At 52.5% G+C, this 21139-nt stretch carries 18 protein-coding genes, 1 tRNA gene and 1 other RNA gene; 15 read left to right on the forward strand and 5 right to left on the reverse strand.

Features of this window, described 5'->3' with window-relative positions; genetic code table 11:
- Positions 1 to 352 precede the first annotated feature (352 nt).
- The 4 genes from lspA to BLV85_RS07115 all read right to left on the reverse strand — a co-directional run bounded on the left by lspA (position 353) and on the right by BLV85_RS07115 (position 5228).
- The gene (gene lspA / locus BLV85_RS07100) at positions 353 to 850 is read right to left on the reverse strand and encodes a signal peptidase II (RefSeq protein WP_090413715.1); all 498 of its coding nucleotides are present in this window, start codon (positions 848 to 850) and stop codon (positions 353 to 355) included.
- Between the two features lie 39 nt (positions 851 to 889).
- Positions 890 to 3712: an isoleucine--tRNA ligase gene (gene ileS, locus BLV85_RS07105; RefSeq protein ID WP_090413717.1), complete on the reverse strand. Its 2823-nt coding sequence runs from the start codon at positions 3710 to 3712 to the stop codon at positions 890 to 892.
- Positions 3675 to 4691, reverse strand: a complete 1017-nt coding sequence (locus tag BLV85_RS07110; RefSeq protein WP_090413719.1) for a bifunctional riboflavin kinase/FAD synthetase — start codon at positions 4689 to 4691, stop codon at positions 3675 to 3677. The genes ileS and BLV85_RS07110 overlap by 38 nt, the downstream gene beginning before the upstream one ends.
- 105 nt (positions 4692 to 4796) lie before the next feature.
- Complete coding sequence (locus tag BLV85_RS07115) at positions 4797 to 5228, reverse strand: group III truncated hemoglobin (protein WP_090413721.1); 432 nt, start codon at positions 5226 to 5228, stop codon at positions 4797 to 4799.
- A 392-nt stretch (positions 5229 to 5620) separates the two neighbouring features.
- Between BLV85_RS07115 and BLV85_RS07120 the strand changes: the two genes are divergently transcribed.
- The 13 genes from BLV85_RS07120 (at position 5621) to rluB (ending at position 19050) form a co-directional block, all read left to right on the forward strand.
- Positions 5621 to 7807: an ABC transporter substrate-binding protein gene (locus BLV85_RS07120; protein WP_090413722.1), complete on the forward strand. Its 2187-nt coding sequence runs from the start codon at positions 5621 to 5623 to the stop codon at positions 7805 to 7807.
- Positions 7808 to 7822: 15 nt separating this feature from the next.
- Entirely contained in the window at positions 7823 to 8800 is a 978-nt protein-coding gene (locus tag BLV85_RS07125) for an ABC transporter permease (RefSeq protein ID WP_090413724.1), read from the forward strand.
- Positions 8801 to 8923: 123 nt separating this feature from the next.
- On the forward strand, positions 8924 to 10567 hold the full coding sequence (locus tag BLV85_RS07130) for a sensor domain-containing diguanylate cyclase (RefSeq protein WP_245725122.1): 1644 nt from the start codon (positions 8924 to 8926) through the stop codon (positions 10565 to 10567).
- A gap of 334 nt (positions 10568 to 10901) precedes the next feature.
- Positions 10902 to 11840, forward strand: a complete 939-nt coding sequence (locus tag BLV85_RS07135) for a DnaJ C-terminal domain-containing protein (protein ID WP_090413728.1) — start codon at positions 10902 to 10904, stop codon at positions 11838 to 11840.
- A 153-nt stretch (positions 11841 to 11993) separates the two neighbouring features.
- Entirely contained in the window at positions 11994 to 12848 is an 855-nt protein-coding gene (locus BLV85_RS07140) for a DUF2914 domain-containing protein (RefSeq protein ID WP_090413730.1), read from the forward strand.
- A 138-nt stretch (positions 12849 to 12986) separates the two neighbouring features.
- Positions 12987 to 13526 (forward strand): NUDIX hydrolase, encoded by a 540-nt coding sequence (locus BLV85_RS07145; RefSeq protein ID WP_090413731.1) that lies wholly within the window; start codon positions 12987 to 12989, stop codon positions 13524 to 13526.
- Positions 13527 to 13556: 30 nt separating this feature from the next.
- Complete coding sequence (locus BLV85_RS07150) at positions 13557 to 14228, forward strand: hypothetical protein (RefSeq protein ID WP_090413733.1); 672 nt, start codon at positions 13557 to 13559, stop codon at positions 14226 to 14228.
- 27 nt (positions 14229 to 14255) lie between these two features.
- Positions 14256 to 15647, forward strand: coding sequence for a hypothetical protein (locus BLV85_RS07155; RefSeq protein WP_143032298.1), 1392 nt, complete (start codon positions 14256 to 14258; stop codon positions 15645 to 15647).
- Positions 15648 to 15764: 117 nt separating this feature from the next.
- Positions 15765 to 15841 (forward strand) — tRNA-Met (locus BLV85_RS07160).
- A 178-nt stretch (positions 15842 to 16019) separates the two neighbouring features.
- An RNA gene (ffs, locus tag BLV85_RS07165) (signal recognition particle sRNA small type) lies at positions 16020 to 16117 on the forward strand.
- 58 nt (positions 16118 to 16175) lie between these two features.
- Positions 16176 to 17762 (forward strand): DNA polymerase III subunit gamma/tau, encoded by a 1587-nt coding sequence (dnaX, locus tag BLV85_RS07170; protein ID WP_090413739.1) that lies wholly within the window; start codon positions 16176 to 16178, stop codon positions 17760 to 17762.
- 16 nt (positions 17763 to 17778) lie between these two features.
- Positions 17779 to 18102 carry a YbaB/EbfC family nucleoid-associated protein gene (locus BLV85_RS07175; protein WP_176973967.1) on the forward strand — a complete coding sequence of 108 codons (324 nt, stop codon included), beginning with the start codon at positions 17779 to 17781 and terminating at the stop codon, positions 18100 to 18102.
- 180 nt (positions 18103 to 18282) lie between these two features.
- Positions 18283 to 19050, forward strand: a complete 768-nt coding sequence (gene rluB, locus BLV85_RS07180; RefSeq protein WP_342707062.1) for a 23S rRNA pseudouridine(2605) synthase RluB — start codon at positions 18283 to 18285, stop codon at positions 19048 to 19050.
- An 81-nt stretch (positions 19051 to 19131) separates the two neighbouring features.
- Here rluB and prmB read toward each other — a convergent pair whose 3' ends face one another.
- Positions 19132 to 20058, reverse strand: a complete 927-nt coding sequence (prmB, locus tag BLV85_RS07185; protein ID WP_090413746.1) for a 50S ribosomal protein L3 N(5)-glutamine methyltransferase — start codon at positions 20056 to 20058, stop codon at positions 19132 to 19134.
- Between the two features lie 59 nt (positions 20059 to 20117).
- On the opposite strand from prmB, the gene tadA reads away from it, so the two are divergent.
- Together tadA and BLV85_RS07195 are read left to right on the forward strand one after the other, a co-directional pair.
- Positions 20118 to 20609 (forward strand): tRNA adenosine(34) deaminase TadA, encoded by a 492-nt coding sequence (gene tadA / locus BLV85_RS07190; RefSeq protein ID WP_090413771.1) that lies wholly within the window; start codon positions 20118 to 20120, stop codon positions 20607 to 20609.
- Complete coding sequence (locus BLV85_RS07195; protein WP_090413748.1) at positions 20606 to 21085, forward strand: L,D-transpeptidase; 480 nt, start codon at positions 20606 to 20608, stop codon at positions 21083 to 21085. Before tadA ends, BLV85_RS07195 begins: the two co-directional genes overlap by 4 nt.
- Positions 21086 to 21139 lie beyond the last annotated feature (54 nt).

Consider the following 21139-nt stretch of genomic DNA (forward strand, 5'->3'; position numbering starts at 1 on the left):
GGGCAGAGACCAATGGCCGATGTTATCCGTCAATGACTTGGTAACAGCATTAGCTCATATGCTGCCTCGAAGACAGCTCACAGCCGAGGAATTGGCTGAAATTATTCACAAGCGGCATCAGAGGAGATCCAGCGCAAAGCAGTCTTCTGTCAGGCAAAATAGGGCTTTGGAATAATCTGACAAAGTAGAACTAGGAGGCTGTCCGAGATTGGCTGATCTACTACGGACGAACCCGCCAGGCCGAACTTTCCGATCCTTTTCGTTAAATAGAGCGACTATTCGCCTCAAATGATTGAAAAATCCAGCGCTGCCAGCTTCACCCTCGCTACGATCGCTATGCTCGGGCAGCCTCCTAGCTGTTGTTGCTTGATCCTGGTTGAGAGGATGGAGGGCGATCCGTCTTAATGCTGTCGAGGATTAGTAAGCAAGCTCCGACAACAATGGCCGAATCTGCGATGTTGAAGGCTGGCCAGTGATAGTCGCCGAGATAGAAATCCAGGAAATCGACAACATAGCCCAGCGTGACGCGATCCCAGAGATTGCCGAGTGCACCGCCCAGGATAAGGCTTAATGCAATGCAGAGCAGTTTGTTGTATGAATGTTTGTAGAGTAGGTAAATGATCAATATCGAAGCAGCCAGAGCGATTGCACTGAGGAACCAGCGCTGCCAGCCGGAAGCATCACTCAAGAAACTAAAGGCGGCACCCGGATTATAGGCCAAAACCAAGTTAAAAAAATCGGTTACAGCAACTTGTTGTCCGTAGTCTAAAGTGGATTCTACCCAGCGTTTGGAAACCCAATCCGCTAATAGAACAATCGATGCAATGGCTAGGCTGAAGTGTAATTTCATAGCAGCTTGCGGCTAGTTAAAGTATTGTTTATCAGCAAATCAAGCATGGCGCCTGGATTCACCGGGTCCGGTAAGATTATTGATGCATCGGCCGCATAATGTGGGGTGTTCGGCATGGGATCCCACGTCCTGCCGATAGTGCCAGCAACGTTCGCATTTTAAGTGCGGGCTCGCAGCCACAGTGATGCTTTCGTCTGTGAGGTTGACAACCTGCTGTAGATGAATTTCGGAAGTAATCAGCATAAATCTTAAATCGTCTCCAAGGGATGCGAGCAGTGCGTGATCTTCACCCGCTGCATGTATGGTGACGGTGGCTGCCAATGACGATCCGATTTCTCCCCGCGCGCGCGCGTCTTCTAGCTGCTTTTGGACAAGGGCGCGTAATTCACGTAGGCGATGCCAGCGATTTAAAAGAATTTGTGTATCGGCCGAGGTTGATGCTTGCTCCGGGAATGTGTGCCAAGTATGCAAGAGTATGCTGTCGTGTTCCGAATGGTTGAGCTGCTGCCATACTTCTTCTGCGGTAAAGCTTAGAATCGGTGCAAACAGTCGTACCAGGCTGTGGGTGATGTGATAGAGCGCATTTTGTGCCGCCCGACGAGGGATGCCTGTCGCGGCAGTGGTATAAAGCCGATCCTTGAGAATATCAAGGTAAAACCCTCCCAGATCTTCTGAGCAAAAATTATGCAATCTCGCCACTATCTGATGAAATTCAAAATTCTCGTATAGCCTAAAAAGATCTTGCTGGAATCTTTCCGTAAAAACCAGCATGTAGCGGTCGATTTCCATCCATTCCTCAATGGGCAAAGTGTCGGTAGATGGATTGAAATCGGCTAAATTAGCCAGTAAAAAGCGCAGGGTATTGCGAATGCGTCGATAGGTCTCAACAGTGCGCTTGAGAATTTCATCGGAGATGAACAGCTCTCCGGAATAATCGGTGGATGCGACCCAAAGGCGCAGAATATCTGCCCCGAGTGTATCGACGATTTTTTGTGGCGCGATGACATTGCCCTTGGACTTGCTCATTTTGTAGCCGTGACCGTCTACCACGAAACCATGCGTGAGCAGCGCCCGAAAAGGCGCATGACCGTCCATCGCGCAGCCAGTCAGCAATGAAGACTGAAACCAGCCGCGGTGCTGATCGGAGCCTTCGAGATAAAGATCGGCCGGATGCGCTAACTTGGAATCGTTCTTCAATACCGTTTCATGGGTCGTGCCTGAATCGAACCATACATCGAGCGTGTCAGTCAGCTTGCGATATTGCAGCGCATCTTCGCCCAGCAGACTGGCCGCATCGAGTCTGAACCAAGCTTCTATGCCTTCCTGTTCAACAAGACAGGCGACTTCTTCCAGCAGCTCATCGGTGCGCGGATGCAGGGCGTGCGTCTCCTGATGCACAAAAAAAGTCATAGGGACGCCCCAGTTGCGCTGGCGTGAAACACACCAATCCGGCCGATTCTTGATCATCGCTTCAAGCCGGGCCCTGCCCCACGCTGGGTAAAAGCGAGTGGACTCAACTGCTTGCAGAGCGAGTTCGCGTAGTGATAGCCTGGTTTGTGTCGAACTGGTCTCGCTTTGCCGCTGCATGCCCACGAACCATTGCGGCGTCGCGCGGAATATGATCGGGGTTTTATGACGCCAGCAATGTGGATAGCTATGCTCGATTTTCTCCACATGGAGTAAATGCTTGCTTTGCTTGAGGGCTTCAATGACAACATCATTGGCTTTCCAGACGAATAATCCGCCAACCAGGGGCGTGTCGGCGGTAAATTTGCCGTCACCACCAACTGGGCTGTCGCTGGGCAAATCGTATTGCTGTCCGATGAAATAATCGTCCAGTCCATGTGCGGGCGCAGTATGCACTAGACCTGTGCCGGCCTCCAGTGTGACATGCCGGCCACAGATGATTTTGACGGTGCGTTCCGCAAAGGGATGATGCAGGGTCAGATTTTCCAGTGCTTGTCCTTTGCCGGTGGCAACGACTTCCCCGTCGAGCTGGTAACGAGTCAAGCAAGTCTGTACCAGGTCAGAAGCGAGAATCAACCAGCAGCGGTCAGTTTTGACCAGGCTGTAATCGAATTCTGGGTGTACGCAAACGGCCTGATTGGCAGGCAGAGTCCAGGGGGTGGTTGTCCAAATAACGGCATAGACTCGCGCATCGGGTGGTAACGGTGTGGCCAGAATCGCCGCGAGTGGATGAGTGTCCTGCCCGTTACCGGCGATTTCGAAACCGACGTCGATTGCGGGCGATGATTTGTTCTCATATTCAACTTCGGCTTCAGCCAGAGCGGAGCCACAGTCAATACACCAGTTGACCGGCTTCTGACCCTGATAGAGATGACCGTTGCGGTGAATCTTGCCGAGCGCACGAATAATCCCCGCTTCCGTTGCAGGGTTCATGGTGAGATAGGGGTGTTCCCAATCAGCAAGTACGCCGAGCCGAATGAAATCGGTTTTCTGACGCTCGACTTGTGCGTGTGCGAATGCCCGGCAAAGCTGCCGTATCTGATCAGCCGGCAAGTGCTTGCCGTGTTTTTTTTCTATCTGGTGCTCAATGGGTAATCCATGGCAATCCCAGCCGGGGACATACGGCGCGTCAAATCCGGCCAAGGTTTTGCTTTTTATGATGATGTCCTTGAGGATCTTGTTGACAGCGTGACCAATGTGGATGTCGCCATTGGCATAAGGCGGGCCATCATGCAGGATGAATTTGGGACGACCTTGACTGGCTGCGCGGATTTTCTGATAGAGCTTTTCCTCCTGCCAGGCTTTGAGCATGACGGGCTCCCGTCTGGCCAGATCACCGCGCATTGGAAAAGGGGTGTCAGGCAGGTTCAGGGTTTTTTTGTAGTCGGTAGTCATGTTGTGAATTTAGTCTAGCAGTTTCGTGAGGTATCGTATCTGCGCGGGCAAAATAGGCTTTTGCATGCGCAACATCCCGTTCAATCTGTTTGGCAAGCGTTACCAGATCGGGATATTTTTCTTCGTCCCTGAGTTTATGCAGAAAATCAACGTGCAAGTGTTGACCGTAAATATCCTGGTCAAAATCAAACAAATGCACTTCCAGTACTGGTTTGCCATGATCAAGGATGGTCGGGCGAATGCCCAGGCTGGCCACACCTTTAATGCGTTCGGCATGCAATGTATTCTTCTGCCTGGTTATTTCTACCACAAATATCCCGCTCAAGGGAGGGCGGTTGTGCTTCAACTGAATGTTGGCAGTCGGAAAACCCATTTTTTTACCCAGTTTGTTGCCGTTCACAACGCGTCCACTGATACTGTATGGGCGCCCGAGCAGACATTTGGCGAGATCCAAATTGCCACAGGCAAGCGCATCGCGGATTGCGGTACTGGAAACTCTCAATCCATCAATCACAAAGCTGGGCATGACTTCGAGCTCGATGCCATTTGGTCGCGATGCGAATTGCCGCAGCAGAGCAAGATCGCCAGCACGTTTGGCACCGAACCGGAAGTCATCGCCGATCAATAGCCAGCGGACATTGAGTGCCCGTTTTAGCGTATGCGTAACAAACGTTTCCGCGCTGATGCTAGCGAATTGGTTGTCAAAACGGAAGATCTGCACTTGGTCCAATTCCAGCTCAGCCAGGTATTCGAGTTTCTCGCGCAGATTTGTCAAGCGCGTGGGGGCGCGATCAGGCGTAAAAAACTCCCGCGGGTGCGGTTCGAAGGTCATGACGCACGAAGCGAGACCTAAATGCTTAGCCGCTTGCTTCACACGGGTAAGCATTGCTTGGTGGCCCAAGTGCACACCATCAAAATTGCCGATTGTCAGAGCGACAGGCTGGCTTGCCTGTATCGAGGCTCGCCGGGTAATGCGCATGTTAATGGAAAGAGTGTAGATAGGGTCGTAACATATCCTGCGAGAACGAAGCGCTGGTTTTGCAATGGGACAGCCGTTCAATAACAGGCCAAAATCCGTCTTTCTTCAAGCGTTGTCGGCGTTGAGTGCAACGGGTTGCCGCTGGGGAAAGTGGCTCATTTGATAACCCATCCATAATCGTTCGGCGATGAATGCCGCAACTGCATCGGCATGCTGTTTCAGCGTCGGATTGCTTAGTTCGAGCGTCGTTTCCCGGAAGAGTTGCAGCCAGCGATTGAACAACGCGGCGTTGAGCTCGGGCAGTGCGATATGTTTGGGCATTGGCGCGCCACGAAAACGACTGGTACCCCGTAGTTGTGCCGACCAGAAATTAGTCATTTGTACGAAATGGGCATCCCAATCGATGACATGCGCTTCGAAGATCGGTCCGAGAGAGGGGTCCTTTCTGGCTTTGGCATAAAAATCGTGAACCAGTTTACTCACCTCCTCTTCGGTGTATAGATTGGGATTGGGTTCAGGAATATGTCGAGGTATCATAACTCTTGATCTGCTATATAAATTGGAGTTTCCTAGGAGGCTGTCCGAGAATAGACGATCTACTGCGGACGAACCTGCCAGGCTGGATTTTTCGATCCTTTTCGTTGAATAGAAAAACTACTCGCCTCAAATGATCTAAAAATCCCGCTCAGCCAGCTTCGCCCTCGCTACGATCGCTATTCTCGGACAGACTCCTAGGTGCCGCAAGTGATTCAGACTATCAAGCAGGCTACTGAAGCGATTATTTTCTCACAGTTGTGGCGTAACTTCGAATCTTTGTATATTGTTGTGGTTATTTTGGGATTCAAACAGTTTGTGAAAGGGGGAGATTTCGATTGCAGCCAGATTACGTGTATCGTTTTCCCATTCTCTTGCTATTCTCCTGCTTTTCCATGGGTGTTGGCAAGGGGTGGCGGTATGGCCTTTTCTTTCTGGTCATTTTGCTGACGGCCTGCACCGATGTTTGGAACAACCCTTACCCAGAGGCGGATTCCGGTAAGAATATTCTTTACAATGCCTTTGTCGAACGGCCCAAACACTTGGATCCGGTGCAATCCTATAGTTCCAACGAAATTACATTTACGGCCCAGATTTACCAGCCGCCGCTGCAGTACCACTACCTAAAACGGCCTTTCACGCTGATTCCGCAAACAGCGCTCAGCATGCCGGTGGTTCGTTATTACAATGCGAATGATGAACAACTGCCTGCCAATGCAGCCAGTGCGGAGATCCATTATTCGGTTTACGAGATTTCCATCAAACCGGGCATCCTCTATCAGCCACACCCGGCCTTTGCCAAGGATGTGCAAGCAAACCTGCTTTATCATGCACTAACTGTGCAGGATACACAGTCAGTATACAAGCTGAGCGATTTCGAGCATAGCGGAACCCGGGAGCTGGTTGCAGCAGATTACATATACCAAATCAAACGACTGGCACATCCCAGACTGCATTCACCCATTTACGGTCTGATGGCCGATTACTTGGTTGGGCTGCGTGAGCTGGCGGATACCTTAAGGAAGGTAGACAGGCAAATGCCGGCAGACGATTTTCTGGATTTGCGCGAATTTTCCCTGAGCGGCGTGGAGCTGGTGGATGATTATACCTATCGCATCCGTATCAAAGGCAAGTATCCACAATTCATGTACTGGCTTGCAATGCCGTTTTTTGCGCCGGTGCCATGGGAGGTTGACCGTTTTTTCTCACAATCGGGACTGGCCGAAAGGAACCTGACGCTCGATTGGTATCCCGTCGGCACGGGACCCTATATGCTGACACAAAATGATCCCAACCGGATCATGGTGCTGGAGCGCAATCCAAATTTTGCGGGTGAATTTTATCCATATGAAGGCATGCCGGAGGACGAAGAGAGAGGGTTGCTGCGTGATGCAGGGCGTCCGCTGCCCCTGATTGATAAGGTCGTGTTCAGCCGCGAAAGGGAAAGCATTCCGCGCTGGAATAAATTCTTGCAGGGATACTACGATGCATCAGGTATCGGTTCGGATAGCTTCGATCAGGCGGTACAGATAACGGGCCAGGGTGAGGCAATTGTCACCGATGACATGGCGGCCCAGGGAATACGCCTGGAAACGGCCGTGGCGCCGTCAACTTACTATATGGGTTTTAATATGCTCGATCCAATTGTGGGCGGTCGTACCCAGCAAGAGCGGGCGTCTGCCCGCAAATTGCGCCAGGCCATTTCGATTGCGGTTGACTATGAGGAATATATCTCGATATTTGCCAATGGCCGCGGGATTCCTGCCCAAGGACCCATTCCTCCAGGGATAGAGGGTTATCGCGAAGGCCTGGCAGGCCTGAATCCGACCGTCTATGAGTGGCGCGAAGACAGGCCGCAGCGCAAATCTATCGAATTGGCGCGGGCATTGCTGGCCGAGGCAGGCTATCCCCGGGGGGTTGATCGCAAAACTGGCAAGCCATTGGTATTGTATTTTGACGTGACCGCGCGCAGCGCAGACGATAAATCCATTCTCGACTGGATGCGCAAACAATTCAGGAAGCTCAACATCCAATTGGTCGTCCGCAGCACGGATTACAATCGATTTCAGGACAAAATACGCAAGGGGAATGCTCAAATTTTCGAATGGGGCTGGAATGCCGATTACCCCGATCCGGAAAATTTCCTGTTTCTGCTCTATGGGCCGCAACGCAAAGTGGGAAACAATGGCGAAAATGCAGCCAACTATGATAATGCTGAATACAACCAACTGTTCGAACAAATGAAGAACATGGAGCCGGGCCCGCAGCGTGCACGCATTATCGATCGCATGGTGGCAATTTTGCGCGAGGATGCGCCTTGGTTGTGGGGATTCCATCCGCTCGATTTTGCTCTGTACCATGCCTGGTATGAAAATGTGAAGCCCAACAGGTTGGGTTATAACAACATCAAGTATTGGCGGATTGACCCGGTTTTGCGCGAGCAGAAGCGGCGTGAATGGAATGAGCCGGTATTATGGCCGATCGGTACGGCTTTTGCTGTGCTTGGCATTTTTCTGGCGCCGGCGTGGTTCGCCTATCGGCGGCGCGAACTGAGTCAGAGTCTCTCTGGACGTGCGACCTAATTTAATCGGGTTGTTATGCTAAATTACATCATTCGCCGCATCCTTTATGCCATTCCCATCTTGATTGGTGTCAATCTCATCACTTTTGCGCTTTTTTTTGTGGTGAATACGCCCGACGATATGGCGCGCATGCATCTGGGTACAAAACATGTTACCGATGAGGCGATCCTGAAATGGAAGCAGGATCGCGGTTATGACAAGCCGTTGTTATATAATCCCGTTGCACAAGGCCGCCAGAAATTGACTGATACAATTTTCTTCGAAAAATCGCTTGCCATGTTCGCTTTCGATTTTGGGCGGGCAGATGATGGACGCGATATCGCGCATGAAATTAAAACCAGGATGTGGCCCAGCCTGGCGATCGCGTTGCCGGTGTTCTTTCTCGGACTGTTGGCCTACATTACTTTTGCGCTGGTGATGGTATTTTTCCGTGCAACCTATGTTGACTTCTGGGGAGTGGTGATATGTGTGGCGATGATGTCAATTTCCAGCCTGTTTTATATCATTGGTGGTCAATTCCTGATTAGTAAATTGTGGCATCTGGTGCCGGTATCCGGTTATGGCGGCGGGCTGGATGCTGGCCGTTTCCTTGTTCTGCCGATCATCGTGGGTGTGATCAGCAGTGCTGGCGCCAATACTCGCTGGTATCGCACAATTTTTCTGGAAGAAATGAACAAGGAATATGTACGCACCGCCCGCTCGAAAGGTTTGCCGGAAAGTCTTGTCTTGTTCAGGCATGTGCTCAAGAATGCCATGATTCCCATCCTGACCGGGGTGGTCGTGGTGATTCCGTTGCTGTTTCTCGGCGGCCTGATCATAGAATCATTTTTTGGCATACCGGGGTTGGGCAGTTATACCATTGATGCGATCCATTCGCAGGATTTCGCTGTCGTGCGCGCGATGGTATTTCTGGGCTCGCTGCTCTATATCATTGGTCTGGTGATGACTGATATCTCCTATACCCTGGTTGATCCCAGAGTTCGGCTGGAGTGATTTTTTCTTATCGCATTGCCGCTATATTTTGTGAGGAATCAATCTGATTTTCTGGAGCAGCATATAGCGTAAAAGTCGTTCATTGTTAAAACGTTCGTTTGTTCAACATGGAACAGTTCTGTATTGAAGAGCATTAAAAGCAAGATTGTTGTGTTTGCTGTGATTGCAACCCTGCTGCCTTCTGGGGGGCTGGGTTTATTATCATTCTGGCAGAACGAAGCACTCATGAACGATAGTGTGACGCGTGAATTGCGCGCACTTGCGGACAACGTCAACCGGCATCTGGATGCATGGTTGAATGAAAATACCTTGGCTGTGCGAGCGTTGTCGACTTCCAATCCCGTGATAGAGGGGTTGTCCACATTAAATCAGTCTGCTGACGGCGAGCTGGCCAGGCAGGTCAAATCCAACTTGGCGGGTTATTTGCGCTCAGTACAGGGGAAACTCGAAACGATCCTGGAACTGGCGGTTTACGACAACGATCGGCAAATGGTGGCAAGCAGTGTTCCCGCACTCGAGGCTTACGACATTCCTGTGCGCTGGCCGCATAAATCCTTGACGGCCGGGGCCATATCTGCGCCGCCTTCTTGGAATGCGCGCTATGCCACTGCCACTCTGAGCATTGTTTTTCCCGTGCTCTCTTATGATAATGTGCTGGTGGGTGCGTTTGCTGTTACGCTCGATTTGGGATCGCTCAGAAGCCAATTGCTGGACGCCAAGAAATTCTCGCTCGGCGAGATCTTTTTGCTGGACTATGAGGGAAAAGTGTTGCTGAGCAGCATTCCAGTGGCGAGTCGTGAAGTGGCGCTGGATTCGCAACAGCTGGGTGAGTTGCAAATGCGGGATAAAGATTCAATGATCTATAATGGCCTTGCCTATCCCAGGTCGATCGGGTTGTTGTATATGTCCGAGAAAATTCCAGTGGCAGTATTGGTGGAGCGTGATTATCGCGATATACAGGTAGCCTGGACAAAACTGCGAGATCGGTTTCTGGAATTTGTCGGCATTGTGATTGTGATCATAACGGCGGTAGCGTTGTATATGGGGCATACCATCGTCACCCCGCTAAAGAGATTGATCGATGCGGCTAAGGGTATTGTGGAGGGCAATTTTGAAACCAGGCTGCAAGTCCGACAGAAGGATGAAGTTGGCCAGTTAACCATCATGTTCAATCAAATGACAGATGCGTTACGCCGCAAGCATGCAGAAATCATGGTGGCCAATCAGGTCATGCAACAAAAAAACCAGCTGCTGCAGAAATTATCGGTAACCGACAGTCTGACCGGTTTGTATAACCGGAGTAAACTTGATGCCATTTTGACCGAGCAGCTGGCCAGATATAAACGTAACCAACGCATTTTTTGCTTGCTGATGATAGATGTTGATCATTTTAAGCACATCAATGACGATCTCGGGCATATCATGGGCGATAAGATTCTGATTACCGTGGCGACAGTTCTGCTGAAATCGATTCGAACCATCGATTATGCTGCGCGTTATGGTGGTGATGAATTCGTGGTCGTTTTGACTGAAACCGACGCAGACGCGGCAGTAAAAACCGCAGAAAGGATCCGGTCGCAGGTTAGAAAAATTTGCCTTGAATTCAAAGAACATCCAATCAAGATTACGCTCAGCATTGGTGTTGCGCAATGCCAAACTGAAGATGCCACGCCGAGTGACTTGATCGCACATGTGGATGCGGCATTGTACGAGGCGAAGAAAGCAGGACGTGACCGGATCGAATGTATTGGCGCAATTACGCAATGATCGAAGCCGGTCTCGAATTACCGGTTGGATGGAGTGGGTCTGATGTGCATCTAGGAGGCTGTCCGAGAACAGACTGATCTACTGCGGACGAACCTGCCAGGCTGGATTTTCCGAACCTTTTCGTTGAATAGAACCACTATTCGCCTCAAATGATCGAAAAATCCCGCTCAGCCAGCTCCGCACTCGCTACGATCGCTATTCTCGGACAGCCTCCTGGTTTCATCACGGCGCATGGGCGATGGCAAGTGGCAGTTGGCCGAGGAATCCGGGATAATTGCATGACTGGGTGTTTGATGGGTTTCAGGTAGAGGGCCTAAGCTGGGCATAGCAAGAAATGGAATTTAAGGATTATTACCAGATTATGGGTATCGCACGCGATGCCACACAGGATGATATCAAGCGAGCCTATCGCAAATTGGCGCGCAAATATCACCCCGATGTCAGCAAGGAACTTGGCGCTGAAGCACGTTTCAAAGAAATCGGCGAGGCCTACGAAGTGCTCAAGGATCCGGAAAAACGAGCTGCGTATGACCAATTGGGCGCGCGCTGGAAGAATGGCCAGGAATTTCAAGCGCCACCAGGATGGGATCAGGGCTTTGAATTTCATGGCGGTGATTTTAAGCAGGCAGACGCTTCCCAATTCAGCAGTTTTTTTGAAGCGTTATTCGGTCGCGGTGGTCATGCCCGGCAGCGTGCCGGATCTGGCGTGCCTGGCGAGGATTCGCACGCTAAAATATTGATTGATCTTGAAGATACCTTTCGCGGCGCGGTGCGCAGCTTGACCTTGCAGCATACCCAGCTTGGGCTCGATGGGCGGCCGCAAACCAAGGAGCGCACGCTGCACGTGCGCATTCCGAAAGGCATTCGCCAAGGTCAGCATATTCGCCTGGCGGGTCAAGGCAGTCCCGGAATGGGAAGGGGGCAGGCTGGGGATCTCTATCTTGAAGTGATGTTCAAGCCTCATTCGCTATATAAAATTGAAGAGAAGGATATTTTCCTGGATTTGCCCATTGCCCCGTGGGAGGCTGCATTGGGCGCGACAGTCAAGGTGCCGACGCCAGCCGGCGTGGTTGATCTTAAAGTCCCAGCCGGCTCCCAGTCGGGGCAAAAGCTACGGCTCCGGCAACGTGGCATCCCGAGTACGCCGCCAGGAGATTTGTATATCGTGCTGCAGATTGCATTGCCTCCGGCTGATAGCGAACAGGCGCGTGCAATTTACCGCGAGATGGAGCAAAAACTGGCATTCAATCCTCGTGCGAAACTGCGAGTCTAGTCGTTCATGGGGTATTCCTTCTGGGAAGATGTGGTATCCAAACAATGGTGTTTCAGTGGTGCTGGAACTTATGCAAGCAAGAAATGTGGCGCGCGCCAGTCTCCAGCCTTTTCTCGATAGCGATCTCAGTCTAGTCAGTTCATCCAAGCAAGCATGATCCAAAATACACGGCTTAAAATCCGCATTCGGCTTGATCAATCCATGCCCGGGCGATCCGAGGCTGAACAGGAAGCCGACTCTCTTTCTCGCCAATCAGTTGCTGCGGATTATGATTGGCGAAAAATAATGATAGCGGCCCTGACTTTGCTGATGGTCCTGTCGGCAATGGGTTGGCTAATTGCTACATGGCTGGCTGATGAGGATGGCAGCCGCCAGGGGGTGTCCAATGACAGCATGGCTTTGGCGCAGGCCCCGACGCATTCAGAGAGTGAGTTTGCGGCCTCCGCGCCATCTCCAGCAGTGGAGAAATCGCCGACAGAACCGTCTGACAACATGCAGGAAGGCCGTGCGCAAGGGCTTGAAAAGCCGGCTTCCAAGCAGGGAGCAGCAGATGCACCAGCAAGCCGATCGTCTGCTGAGGCGAATGCCGACCAGATACTCACGCCAGACATCAAGCCAGCCGCTCCCGATCACGAGGTGGGAAGTAATATGGTCGTTGTCAAGCCGAAAGCGAACGATCATCCCAGCGTGCTGCGGGCACAGCTGACATCGGGCATTCGGCGGCGTGAACCGGTTGACAGTATTGATCACGTGCCTTTGGCGATGGCTTATAGCCAGCCGATTTATTTTTACTTGCATTTGTCTGGGCTTGAAAATGAAAAAGTGACTGTAGACTGGTTTTATCAGGAAAAACATGTAGCCAGGGTTATACTGGATACAGGCGCGAGTGATTGGCGGACGTATTCCAGCAAGATACTCGATAAATCCAGAATCGGTGCATGGCGAGTGGTGGCATTTGATCAGTCAGGGAAGCTGTTGGCAGAGCGTGGATTCAAAGTGACGCGTTGATCAGGGCTTCTGGCCGATAAATGAATCAAAGGCCGAACCAGGATTGCCGGGCAGGGGTATCCGGGACTTGTTTGGGTTTGTCGGTTTCAATGGTGTGATTGCAGCGAGTGTATATCGGCATGAATTGTGGAAACAGATATGAAATTTTGTAGCCAGTGCGGCAGCGAGGTTGAATTGCGCATACCGACAGGTGATACCTTGCCACGGTTTGTTTGCCCTGTTTGTCATACGATACACTACCAGAATCCCAAGATGGTGGTGGGATGCATCCCGGAGTGGAAGGGCAGAATCTTATTATGCCGGCGCGCGATCGCTCCGCGAGAGGGAAAATGGACGCTGCCCGCGGGCTTCATGGAGAATAACGAGACGCTCGCGCAAGGTGCGGCCAGGGAAACGCTGGAGGAGGCCAATGCCCGGGTCGAGATCCGCGAGCTCTATGCTGTCTATAATTTGCCGCATATCAGCCAGGTCTATCTATTATTCCGGGCAAAATTATTGGATCTCGATTTCTCGCCGGGGATCGAAAGCCTGGAAGTGAAGCTGTTCGAAGAACACGAAATTCCCTGGGATGAAATGGCCTTCCGGGTGATTCATGATCCATTGAAGCGCTATCTCAAAGAAAGGCGTCAGGGGCAACCCGCTTTTCATATCGGTATGATCGACCGTTCATCCTCCTGAGCGGGTCAATTTTTAGAGAGTGATTGGCTGATGAAAATGCTTGCCGGAAGCTTGTTCACCCATTTGATGTTATGGCTGGCAATGGTGCTAAGCCCGCTTCCCATGCCGGTTTTCGCCGCTGATGCCGGTCCGGTACGGTCTGGCCCGGCTGCGTCTGCGGCAGGCCAGGTGGCCTGGCCTGATGAGGATGCTATCCTGTTGCGCTACACCCAGATTCTTGGGGGCGCAAGAAACGGTCAGGCGAATCCTTCCCTGACGCTTTATCAGGATGGCACCATGCGGGTGTATTATCCGGATTTCTTGAAGCAGGCGGGCGTCTACGCCGGTCGATTGGATCCGGGGCATCTGGGCCAATTGTGGTCGATGCTGACTGACCAGGTACTACTGGCATTCGATGCGCGCAAGGTGCGTGACTTGATGGCGGCACATGATCAGGCCAGTGATTTGCACGCATCGGTCATCTTCGGCATCTCGGATGCGCCGACCCTGCATATCGAGTTTTTTCCTGACCGGTATCATGCGGCGGGCAGGTCGCTGTCAGCCACGCCGGCAACCCAAAAAACCATATCCTGGCATGCCCTGAAAAGAGATGCCAGGCAGTATACCGGAATAGCCGAGATTCAACAGTTGTACGCCGTTCAGCAACGGCTCGAGGCCATCATGCGCCAATCCGATCTCACGAAGGTCGATGCTGCGCCTTGATCAACATATGCGATGTGGATTTCCGGTATGAACATTCTGGTGTGGCGATCATTGTTGACCTGGCTGCCAAAAGCAGTGATAGGGATAACGGCATTGACGACGGTGACGCCGGCTTATCCAGGTGTGTTCATGCTGGCCGAGAAACTGGCTGATAGAATCGGTCCCAATGTGATCACGCACCCGACTGGTTATAGGGGGGCGGGCAGAGTGCTGTTCGTGACCGTGGGTATCGCATCGAGCACATCGCTCAATGATGTGAGAAAAATGTGGGTGCCTGTGTTGAATGCCATCAAGACCTGGAATGATCTAGTTCCCACGCTGGGAAACGTGCACAAAACCGGCAGCAATGTGCCACCCGATCAGTTTGATTTCGAATCGGTGCTGCTGCATGAACTCGGGCATTGCATAGGCCTGGACCATCCCAATCTGGCTTCCGAATCGGGCTTGCAGGGTGTGCAGCGGGACTATACCAAGACGACCCGGGGTGCGGATGGCGTGTATAACCTCGATCCCGGCATGGATGGGGTGATTGGCTCGCACGAGGATCTGCGCGGCGATGATGTCAATCTCCACTGGTTTCGCAGGGATAACAACAACCCCTTCACGATAGCGCCCCGGGTGGATCGCACGACCTATGGCCGTGAATTGTTCGATCTGCCACCGGGCCATTTGTTTGCAGCCAACGCCAACCTGGGCGTGGCCAACCTGCTTGGTCTGGGAAATTCGGAAGCAGTCATGCAGCAGGGCATTTCCACGGGCGAAGCGCAGCGTACACTGAGCCCGGATGATGTCGCCACGCTGCGGCTCGCGATGAGCGGATTTGACGGCCTGGCAGGAACGGCCGATGACTATACCGTAGTACTCGAGTTTGCTGGACCGACCGATGATGCCGACATCGTATTGCACTTCGACAATGAAGAAACAACATTTGCCGCATGTGAGATTCAAGCTGTAGAGCCAAGGCCCGGACATTTTGTCATCACTCGGGGCAATATCTTTTTTAGAGACGATGTTGCCTGGTTTTTTAACCCGGAGCAGGCGGGCGGCCCGCCAATGCCGGAAGTCTTTGCCAACCGCTTGTCCGGTTCCGCCACCGTCAGCCAGCGCGAGCATTTGTTGCTCGAGGTATCATTGTTCCCCAATGCAGGCCTGAACAAACCGGCCGATTACTGGGTGCGTGCAGTCACGCCAATGGGTGTGTTCTGGTTGAACGAGCGCTTCGAGTTTGTCCGATCCGATCAGGCGGTACGGGTGTATGGCGGCCCATTGATCTTTATCGACCGACTGCCGATCTTGAATGGTTCGGCCAGTGGGCTCCCTCTGGGTGAGTATCGTGTGACATTCGCGGTTGACAATAATGAAGATGGTTTATTGGATGGCAGCTTTCAGGATAGCGTGGAGATTGTTGTCGTGCCATGAGCAAAAGGTAGTCTGCAAACAGGTGGCTTGCTGGGCCATGCCGCGCTCTTGTCCTGGATGGGTGTGAACATCAAATTTGACTGCTGCCGGTTTTTTGTTTATAGTTATAAATCCTGTCGCGGGGTGGAGCAGTCTGGCAGCTCGTCGGGCTCATAACCCGAAGGTCGTAGGTTCAAATCCTACCCCCGCAACCATCATTTCTATCCGTGCTTATCAATTGCGCAGCCAAGTATGCTGCATCCATCCAGTAGGATGTTCATCCGTAAAATTGCGCTTATATTTGGATAATTGCTGCCTGATCCGCAATGGTGGACGATTATGGATGAACATATTGCTACATTCAAGTGACAGCTTGAGGTAAAATGACACTATGGCGGGCCTCCCCGCATTGCAAGGTAGTGAACCTGGTCAGATCCGGAAGGAAGCAGCCACAGCTATTTTTGTAAGTGCCGGGGGTTCGGCTCGCCACCCATCAATATGTCGGCCATCGTGGCCAAGTCGCGCTAATCTTTTTCTTGATAACAAATCTTGGTGGATTCACAAGTACTTGCCCGCAAGTGGCGTCCAAAGGGATTCTCCGAACTGGTCGGGCAGGAGCATGTAGTCAGGGCGCTCGCTAACTCGCTGGAGCAGAACCGCCTGCATCATGCGTATTTGTTTACCGGTACGCGCGGTGTCGGAAAAACCACGGTTGCCCGGATTCTGGCCAAGGCGCTTAACTGCGAACAAGGTGTGACCCCCACGCCTTGCGGGCAGTGTGCTGTCTGCCTGGGCATCGATCAAGGAAATTTTGTCGATTTGGTCGAGCTGGATGCAGCATCCAATACACAGGTGGATGCGATGCGCGAACTGCTGGATAACGCGCAATATGCACCTGTCTCGGCACGCTACAAGGTTTACCTGATTGATGAAGTGCACATGCTTTCCAAATCAGCCTTCAATGCGATGCTGAAAACGCTGGAGGAGCCCCCGGGCCATGTTAAATTCATACTGGCCACGACCGATCCCCAGAAAATCCCGGTCACGGTTTTATCCCGTTGCCTGCAGTTCAATCTGAAGCAAATACCGCCCCTGTTGATCGAGAAGCGTTTGGCTGAAATTCTGGCTTCCGAAGCGGTGACGGCAGATGCGGCTGCACTCAAATTACTGGCGCATGCCGCCAAAGGGAGTCTGCGCGATGCATTGAGCCTGCTCGATCAGGCGGTTGCTTTTTGTAATGCCGTGCTGGACGCAGCTAATATCCGAGCCATGTTGGGGGGGCTGGATCAGGATTATTTATTCGCTTTGTTGGAAGCGCTGGCGGAAAAGGATGGTGCTGCCATGCTCGCGATCGCGGATGAATTGGAAGCAGCCAGCGTGTCATTCGATCAGGCCTTGCAGGAATTGGCGGCAGTGCTGCATCGATTGGCCCTGGCGCAGACTGTGCCGCAAGCTATTGATGAGTCGTGGCCGGAACGGGACCGGCTCATGAGGCTTGCCAGCCGCTTCACACCCGAGGATATCCAATTATTTTATCAAATCGTTTTGCACGGACGCGGTGATTTCAGTCTGGCACCCGATGACTATTGCGGATTCACAATGACCTTGCTGCGGCTGCTGGCTTTCCTGCCAGGTTCGCCTAGCCTGGGCAGGCAGACAACGCATACGGCCGATAGCATGCCTAATATCGGTGACGTGGTTAACAGAATACCGCCTGATCAGCCGGCGCCGGAGCATCCGGTTGAACATAATTCGCCCAATGATGCCTGGTTGGCGGTGGTGAACCAGCTGAAATTGAGTGGAATGACCCGCATGCTGGCGCAATACTGCGAGGCAAAATCGTTCTCGTCAGAGAAAATCGCATTCTGTGTGGCGGAGATGCACAAACATCTGTTGGATAAATCTTATCAGGATAGACTCAAATCGCAGCTGGAAAACTATTTCGGCAAACCTGTCGAGGTGACTTTTTCTGTGGGAAGTATCACGGGTGTCACCTCGGCCGTTCTGCAGGATCGTGATAAGCTGGCAAAACAGTCTCGTGCCGTGGATGCGATTGAAGCCGATCCTTTTGTACAGGCATTGATCGAGCAGTTTGATGCGAAATTAAACGTTTCTTCTATTAAACCAATTGAATAATGGAGACAGTGAAGTGATGAAAGCCAATCTGGGTAATTTGATGAAGCAGGCGCAGCAAATGCAGGAAAACATGAAAGCGATGCAGGAAAAGCTGGCCTCGATAGAAGTTGAAGGGCAGGCTGGAGCCGGCATGGTCAAAGTGGTCATGACCTGTCGCCACGATGTGAGACGGGTCAATATCGATGCGAGCCTGATGGGTGACGACAAGGAAATGTTGGAGGATTTGATTGCGGCTGCTGTCAACGATGCGGTGCGCCGGGTGGAAGCGACGACACAGGAAAATATGGCCAGTGTGACGAGTGGCCTGGGCCTGCCAGCGGGCATGAAATTTCCTTTCTGACGCGACTACTCGGTTCATCAATTTTTTACATAGGCTGCGTTTGGTGCCGACAGGTTTCTGACCGGGCCCGGCGCCCTTTTGACGTTGACACCAAACGGGTGATCGTTAGCAATTCTGATATTCATACTTATGCCGGTTAATCGATCACATAAACATCAGCCCCGGCGCAGGCGTGAGCCGGTGGCCACATCTGCCCAATCCAGCCTCACGGCACCGATGGCGGCTTGTCGGCTGCAAAAACTGCTGGCCCAAAGCGGATTGGGATCAAGGCGCGAAATGGAGGCAATCATCGCTGCCGGCAGAGCCACTATCAATGGTGTCACCGCACAGCTGGGCGACCGGGTCGGGCTCGATGATTTGGTGCGGGTTGACGGCAAAATCATCCGCATCAGAATGGGCGAGCGCTTGCCGCGCGTCATTATTTATCACAAGCCGGAGGGTGAAATTGTCAGTTGGCAGGATCCTCAGGGAAGACCCTCGGTCTTCGATAAATTGCCTCGTATGAAGTCTTCGCGCTGGATTTCCATCGGCAGGCTGGATTTTAATACCAGCGGCTTATTGATTTTCACGACCGATGGCGCGCTTGCCAATCGCCTGATGCATCCACGTTTCCAAATGGAGCGGGAATACGCAGTACGCATCGTCGGACAACTGAATGCAGAGCAAGTCACGCAGCTGACTACGGGGATCGAGCTGGAGGATGGCCTGGCGAAATTCGAGCGACTGTTTGATGAGGGAGGGCTGGGCACCAATCATTGGTATCGCGTCACGCTCAAAGAGGGCAGAAACAGGGAGGTGCGCCGGATGTTTGAAGCGCTGGGCTTGACCGTCAGCCGCTTGATACGTGTCAGGTTTGGCCCCATCCAGCTACCTCCGCGACTCAAACGCGGCCAGTGGTTGGAGTTGACGGATGCCGAGATCAAGCATTTGCTTGAGTTGGTGCAATAGCCACTGTGGCGCTTCGCCCTGGCCGGAAAGCCCCGCTTGGCGGGGACGAATAGTGTTGATCCACATGCGTGCGCAATGCCTTCAAGCAGGTAGCTCTGCGCGCTTGACCATCAGGACAAACTGATCCCCTCCGCTGGTTTCCAGCCAAGTGCAGGGCAGCCGTGGGAACGCTTGCTCCAGCACCTCTCGGTTGTGACCAATTTCCATAATCAGCAAGCCATTTTCAGTCAAGTGTCTGCCGGCTTCGTCAAAAATTCTGCGGATGATGTCCAGTCCATCCTGGCCGCCAGCCAGGGCGATTTCAGGTTCATGGCGGTATTCCTCGGGGAGTGTGGCCATGGATGCCGCGTTGACATAAGGCGGGTTGCTGATTATGAGGTCGTAGCGCTTTCCCGCCAGTTCGCTGAACAGGTCGGAGTGAATGAGACGGATTCTGTCGGACAGGTCATAGTTGGTGACGTTTTTCTGCGCAACTTCCAGGGCATCCTTGGATAGATCGACGGCATCGATCTGGGCATTTTCAAAAGCATGCGCCAGCACAATCGCCAGGCAGCCAGAACCGGTGCAAAGATCAAGTGCGGCCTCCACCGTGTCGGGATCCATTATCCAGGGCGACAGCCGGGTCTCCAGCAATTCAGCGATGAACGAGCGCGGTATAATGACGCGTTCATCAACATAAAAATTGAAATTTCCCAGCCAGGCCTCATGCGTTAAGTAAGCCGCCGGAATTTTTTCCTCGACCCGCCGTTCAAGGATGCGCGTGATTTGAGCGCGTTCGTGGCGAGTCAGATTGGCATCCAGAAACATATTCAGCTGGTCGGGGGCCAGCTGCAGGCTGTGCAGGATCAGATGGGCGGCTTCGTCGTAGGCGGTCGGCAGGCCGTGTCCCAGAAAAAGATCGGTCTGGTTGAAATAGCTGATGGCAAAGCGCAACATGTCGCGCAAGCTGCGTAGCTCCTCCCTGGCTTGGTGGAGAGTTGTGTGATGCGATGGTTTGGTGAAAGTCATAATTCTGGATGGCTACTATGGATAAGGCAATTTAGCACAAAAAACCGATGGGAGAATGGATGAACTGGCAGCCGGACCCGTCCGAAGATGAATTTTTTATGCGTGATGCACTTAAGCTGGCTCTTCAAGCACAGGCAAAGGGAGAGATCCCGGTCGGCGCAGTGGTGGTCAGGGATGGCGAAGTCATAGGCCGGGGGCATAATCGCCCGATCACGGCAACTGACCCAACCGCGCATGCTGAAATCATGGCCCTGCGCGATGCCGCCAGGCAGCTGGGCAATTACCGTTTAGTGGATTGTACGCTCTATGTCACGCTCGAACCATGTGTCATGTGCATCGGTTCGATTTTTCATGCGCGAATCAGGCGACTGGTTTATGCGGCAGATGATCCCAAAACCGGTGTGTGTGGCAGCATACTGAATTTGCCCGCCGAAACCCGGCTCAATCATCACTTGACGGTCAGTCGGGGTGTTCTGGCGCAGGAGGCCAGTGCCTTGTTGAAACAATTCTTTATGATCAAGCGTAGAGGAAAAGGATGTGTAGCGGAATGAGCATAGTTGTCAGCATTTCACTGCAGCAATTGACGTTGTTGGATGCGGCGGGGCAGATCATCCAGCAATATTCTGTTTCTTCGGCGAAGAATGGTGTCGGGCAGGAACGCGGCAGTTATAAGACCCCATTGGGGAAACATGTCATCCGTGCCAAGATTGGTGCCAATCAGCCGCTTAACACCGTGTTTGTCAGGCGTCGTCCGACCGGTGAAATTTATACCCCGGAATTGGCCGCGCGTTATCCAGGGCGGGACTGGATTCTCACGCGCATCCTCTGGCTTTCTGGCTATGAACCGGGTTTCAATCGGCTGGGCTCGGTCGATACCATGCGCCGCTATATCTATATTCATGGCAGTCCCGACAGCGCGCAGATGGGCCAGCCAGGATCGATCGGCTGTATACGGATGCATAATCACGATCTGCTGGATTTATACGAGCGCGTGCCCGTAGGGACGGCTGTGGCAATTCAGCCCTGATCGATATTATCCCATCGCACGGTTGGCCTATTTTGAATAGAGACAGCACCATGA

This window comes from Nitrosomonas halophila, assembly GCF_900107165.1.
In the GTDB taxonomy this organism is placed as follows: Bacteria; Pseudomonadota; Gammaproteobacteria; order Burkholderiales; family Nitrosomonadaceae; genus Nitrosomonas; species Nitrosomonas halophila.

Excerpts from the sequence above, each read along its gene's own strand:
- BLV85_RS07110 (WP_090413719.1), bottom strand. The coding sequence starts at position 4,691 with ATGCGCATTACCCGGCGAGCCTCGATACAGGCAAGCCAGCCTGTCGCT.
- prmB (WP_090413746.1), bottom strand. The coding sequence starts at position 20,058 with ATGACTTTCACCAAACCATCGCATCACACAACTCTCCACCAAGCCAGG.
- tadA (WP_090413771.1), top strand. The coding sequence starts at position 20,118 with ATGAACTGGCAGCCGGACCCGTCCGAAGATGAATTTTTTATGCGTGAT.
- BLV85_RS07135 (WP_090413728.1), top strand. The coding sequence starts at position 10,902 with ATGGAATTTAAGGATTATTACCAGATTATGGGTATCGCACGCGATGCC.
- BLV85_RS07195 (WP_090413748.1), top strand. The coding sequence starts at position 20,606 with ATGAGCATAGTTGTCAGCATTTCACTGCAGCAATTGACGTTGTTGGAT.
- BLV85_RS07140 (WP_090413730.1), top strand. The coding sequence starts at position 11,994 with ATGATCCAAAATACACGGCTTAAAATCCGCATTCGGCTTGATCAATCC.
- ileS (WP_090413717.1), bottom strand. The coding sequence starts at position 3,712 with ATGACTACCGACTACAAAAAAACCCTGAACCTGCCTGACACCCCTTTT.
- BLV85_RS07175 (WP_176973967.1), top strand. The coding sequence starts at position 17,779 with ATGAAAGCCAATCTGGGTAATTTGATGAAGCAGGCGCAGCAAATGCAG.
- lspA (WP_090413715.1), bottom strand. The coding sequence starts at position 850 with ATGAAATTACACTTCAGCCTAGCCATTGCATCGATTGTTCTATTAGCG.
- BLV85_RS07155 (WP_143032298.1), top strand. The coding sequence starts at position 14,256 with ATGAACATTCTGGTGTGGCGATCATTGTTGACCTGGCTGCCAAAAGCA.
- BLV85_RS07115 (WP_090413721.1), bottom strand. The coding sequence starts at position 5,228 with ATGATACCTCGACATATTCCTGAACCCAATCCCAATCTATACACCGAA.
- BLV85_RS07125 (WP_090413724.1), top strand. The coding sequence starts at position 7,823 with ATGCTAAATTACATCATTCGCCGCATCCTTTATGCCATTCCCATCTTG.
- BLV85_RS07150 (WP_090413733.1), top strand. The coding sequence starts at position 13,557 with ATGAAAATGCTTGCCGGAAGCTTGTTCACCCATTTGATGTTATGGCTG.
- BLV85_RS07120 (WP_090413722.1), top strand. The coding sequence starts at position 5,621 with ATGGGTGTTGGCAAGGGGTGGCGGTATGGCCTTTTCTTTCTGGTCATT.
- BLV85_RS07145 (WP_090413731.1), top strand. The coding sequence starts at position 12,987 with ATGAAATTTTGTAGCCAGTGCGGCAGCGAGGTTGAATTGCGCATACCG.